At 67.0% G+C, this 3,320-nt stretch carries 1 protein-coding gene; it reads right to left on the bottom strand.

The genetic code is table 11. The features are described from left to right. Positions 1-161: 161 nt before the first annotated feature. The gene (locus AC5LSR_RS08160) at positions 162-2,960 is read right to left on the bottom strand and encodes a type 1 periplasmic-binding domain-containing protein (RefSeq protein ID WP_493464734.1); all 2,799 of its coding nucleotides are present in this window, start codon (positions 2,958-2,960) and stop codon (positions 162-164) included. Positions 2,961-3,320 lie beyond the last annotated feature (360 nt).

Below are 3,320 nucleotides of genomic sequence, written 5' to 3'. Positions count from 1 at the left end.
CCCCGACACAAGCCCCGTGACATTTCCGTGCACCAGCATCCGGGGCCTCCGGATCTCCAGGGAACGGCGCCGCCCCTTCCAGGTTCGAGAAACGGTGTGACGGACAGTGATGTTCACCTGCCTCCGCAGCCCATTTTTCGGGTCAGACCCACACCGATGTCTCAGCGCGGGGCGCCGAGACATGGCTTATCCTCGGCCGAGCCGTTTTGGTCCTGCTGGTAGGCGCCGCAGACAACCACCGCCACCGGATGCTTGCCAGTCTGATGTAGCAGCACGAGGGTCTTGTCCACGGGTGGCTGGTTGACGCCTGCCGCGTAGTGAATATAGCCGGTTGCGCCGTTGAAGGTGATGTCGCCGGCTCTGAAGAAAGCTTCCATATCGGTAGGGCGGGCCGTCGGATTGCCGCTATAGGCGATGTTGGAGACCCGGGAGAGCACATGGAAGGCGTCGTATGCCACTGCCGAGTGCCCGTCATCGATCCAGGGGTCCTCGCCCTTGGTCGTGTTTTTGACGAAGGTGTTGTAGTCGCTGACGAAGTTCTCGGTGGCGGAGCCGGCGCGGGCGTCGTCCGCGGGAAGCCGGTGCGCGGAGTAGTAGATCCGCAGCCACTGCTTGTTGTTGAAGACGCCGGTCTGGGAGACGTTGGTGAGCTCGTTGCCGCCGAGCACGGTGACGTCGTGGTGGGTGCAGGTGCCCTGGGTGTCGAAGCTTGTGACGAACGCGATGAAGTCCTGGGCGCGGCTCGACCAGTAGACGACGGTGTCTGGCCGTTCGGATATCTCTTCGCAGACCCGGTTCGCCAGGTCGGTGGCGTTGGTGTAAGTGGGGGTGCCGGCTGGCGGGTTCGTGGGGCCGGTGCCGCCCTGAGTGAAGTTGATCTCCTGCTTCTGGCCGTGGAAGCGGCTCACGAAATGCGCCGCGAGACTTCGGCTGTACAGGTCGCCGTAGTCCTCGATGACGAGGGCCTGTTTGGCTGGGACGCATCCGCCGCTGTCACTGTGCCGGGCAATGATGCGTTGCGTGGCGGCGAGGTTCCCTTCGATCGCGGCCTCGCGGCTGTTGAGCGGTGTGATGGGCCAGTAGACCGACTCGCCGAGCATTTCGTCGGCGGTAGCGGTGGTGCCGATGGTCAAGATATTTGCCTCGTCAAGTACCTCGAGAGCCGCTTTGGTCTCGTTCCTGCTCTGTGCGTAGCCGAGGACGCCGATGACCTGTGCGTAGTCGTCGCTGTGATCGGGACGCGGCTTCCAGGTGCGGACCTGCTCGACCAGTTTCCGCGCCTCCTGCTCGGCGTCGTGGAAGGCCAGGCCGGTCTGACGGACGTCGACCAGCAGGGGGACCTGGCTACGGTCGGCGTTCGAGTCCTGGTTGAGCTTGCGCTGCCAAAGGGCGATACCGCGCAGTTCCGGGATGGTGCCGTCGAAGAGGGTGTCGATGGGGCTGGCTGGGCGGTTCGACACGAAGACCACAATGGTGCGGACAGTCCTGCCACTCCTGAAGAACGTCACGGCACGCTCGTTCTGCTGCCGGATCGCCTCGATCGCCGCGTCGTACCAGCCGGTGGGGTCCGTGGCCACCTGGTCGCTGCGCGCGGACGCGGCCACCGGGTCGGGGCCGCCGACGCAGCCGTGCGAATGGCCTGGCAACAGCACCGTGACGGCTGTCACGGTGAGCACCAGCGTCACCATACCGGCAATTAACGCGTTTATCGCCCTCCAGTCGATCCGGAAGGTCTTCGGCGCCACGCGGCGGATGGGCAGCCCCGGCCGGTTGAAGGACTCGTCGCTGAGCGGCACGAGCACGGGTTTTCCGCTGTTTGGTTCATGGAGCAGATGGCCGGCTGGTCCAAGAGTGACCTCCTGGGATGGTCCGATCCGGTCGAGCAGGGCATCGGACGGCTGGCCGATCGCGATCACCAGAGGGCCCGGCGCATGCGCGCTCGGCCGTATCTCGCAGAACGCGGAAAGGAATCGCTCGGTGCGCACGACCTCCGCAAGAGCCCGCGCGGCTTCCTCCGGGGGGCGCTGCTGCGGGCCGCGGGGCAGCGGTACCAGTAGGACGGGACGGGCCGTGCGGCGGCGCCTCTTGGGCCACAGGCTGCCCGTCGGCGGATCGGACAGGTCCTCCAGCAGGGCCCTCAGCAGCAGTTGCTCCAGCGCTGCCATCGCCTCTTCGTGGCGGGGGTGCCCGTCGGACCGCCCTGCCCCGGCCGCTGCTGTGTCTGCCCGCGCCAAGCGGACGACCTGCCGCAGCGACAGGTCCTCCAGCACCCGGAAGACGTTCTCGTCGACGTTCTCCTGGGCGCCCAGCCATCTGCGGCGTCCACGCCGTCCCGGCAGCCGGACGGGCCGGACGAGTTGATGCGTCTTGCGCCAAGCCCACAGCCGGCGGGGCAGGGTCCGCGTCAGGGGCAGCCACACCAGGCTCACCAGCCAGCCGTACACGGCGCTATGCACAGGCGGGGCGTCTCCGCCGCTGATCGTCCACAGAAAGCCCGGCAGCCCCCCCTGCCGCACCCGCTTGGCGTAGGCGGAGTTCCGCAAACCCCGCGCGCCCGCATCCGGCCCGGCTCCCTCAGCCCGTTTCCGGATGTCATCGATCACGTCTCGCAGCAGTGTGAACTGCGGGAAGCGATCGGGCGTCATGTGCCGGGGTCTGCCAAAGCCGAGCCGGTCACCGGCCTGTTCGGTGAGCAGCGGTCCGCCCGCCTCCGTATCGAGCACCGCATACGGCACCAGCTTCCCGCCCTGGTCGATCGGCTCCCGGAGCGCTTCTACGACCCTGCGGACCCGCTTGTCGTACGCGGGCCCGTCTCCCCGCACCCGCAGAACGAACAACGTCGGTTTCGTCATCAAGTAGCTGCGGTCCACCGGCGCTACCGCCGTCGGGAACTCCCGGACGAAGGTGTCCACTCCCGTGTCGTCCGGGAAGCCATGGAACGCGTCGTGGGATGAGTCCATGGAAGTCTCCGTCGTGTCGAGAGCCGGTCTCCATCAGGTCTGACACCTTATGTCTGACTTCTGGGGGAGCTTGGCCCTCCCCCCTGAATCCCGCTCCTGTAGAGATCATCGGGCGTTCCCGCCTCGCGCGGCGCACCGTGTAGGTGGTTTCTGTTGTCCCAGCAGCGGTTTCCACCGACAGCCGACGAGCGCTGGCCGTGGTTGTAGGTGGTTTCCGTCAGCCCGGTAGCGGTTTCCACCTACGGCTGGGTGGGCCGCGCGTCAGGGCCCTGGGCCGGCAGGGGATTGGTGGCCCCTTCGGCTGTTGTCGAGGCGGCACCCAGGTCGCAACGATCATGCCGCCTGGCCCGTACGGCGACG

It is taken from the genome of Protofrankia sp. CiP1_Cm_nod4 (genome assembly GCF_982290645.1).
The sequence above is the reverse complement of the archived record's forward strand: the minus strand, read 5'-3'. Positions and strand labels throughout refer to the sequence as shown.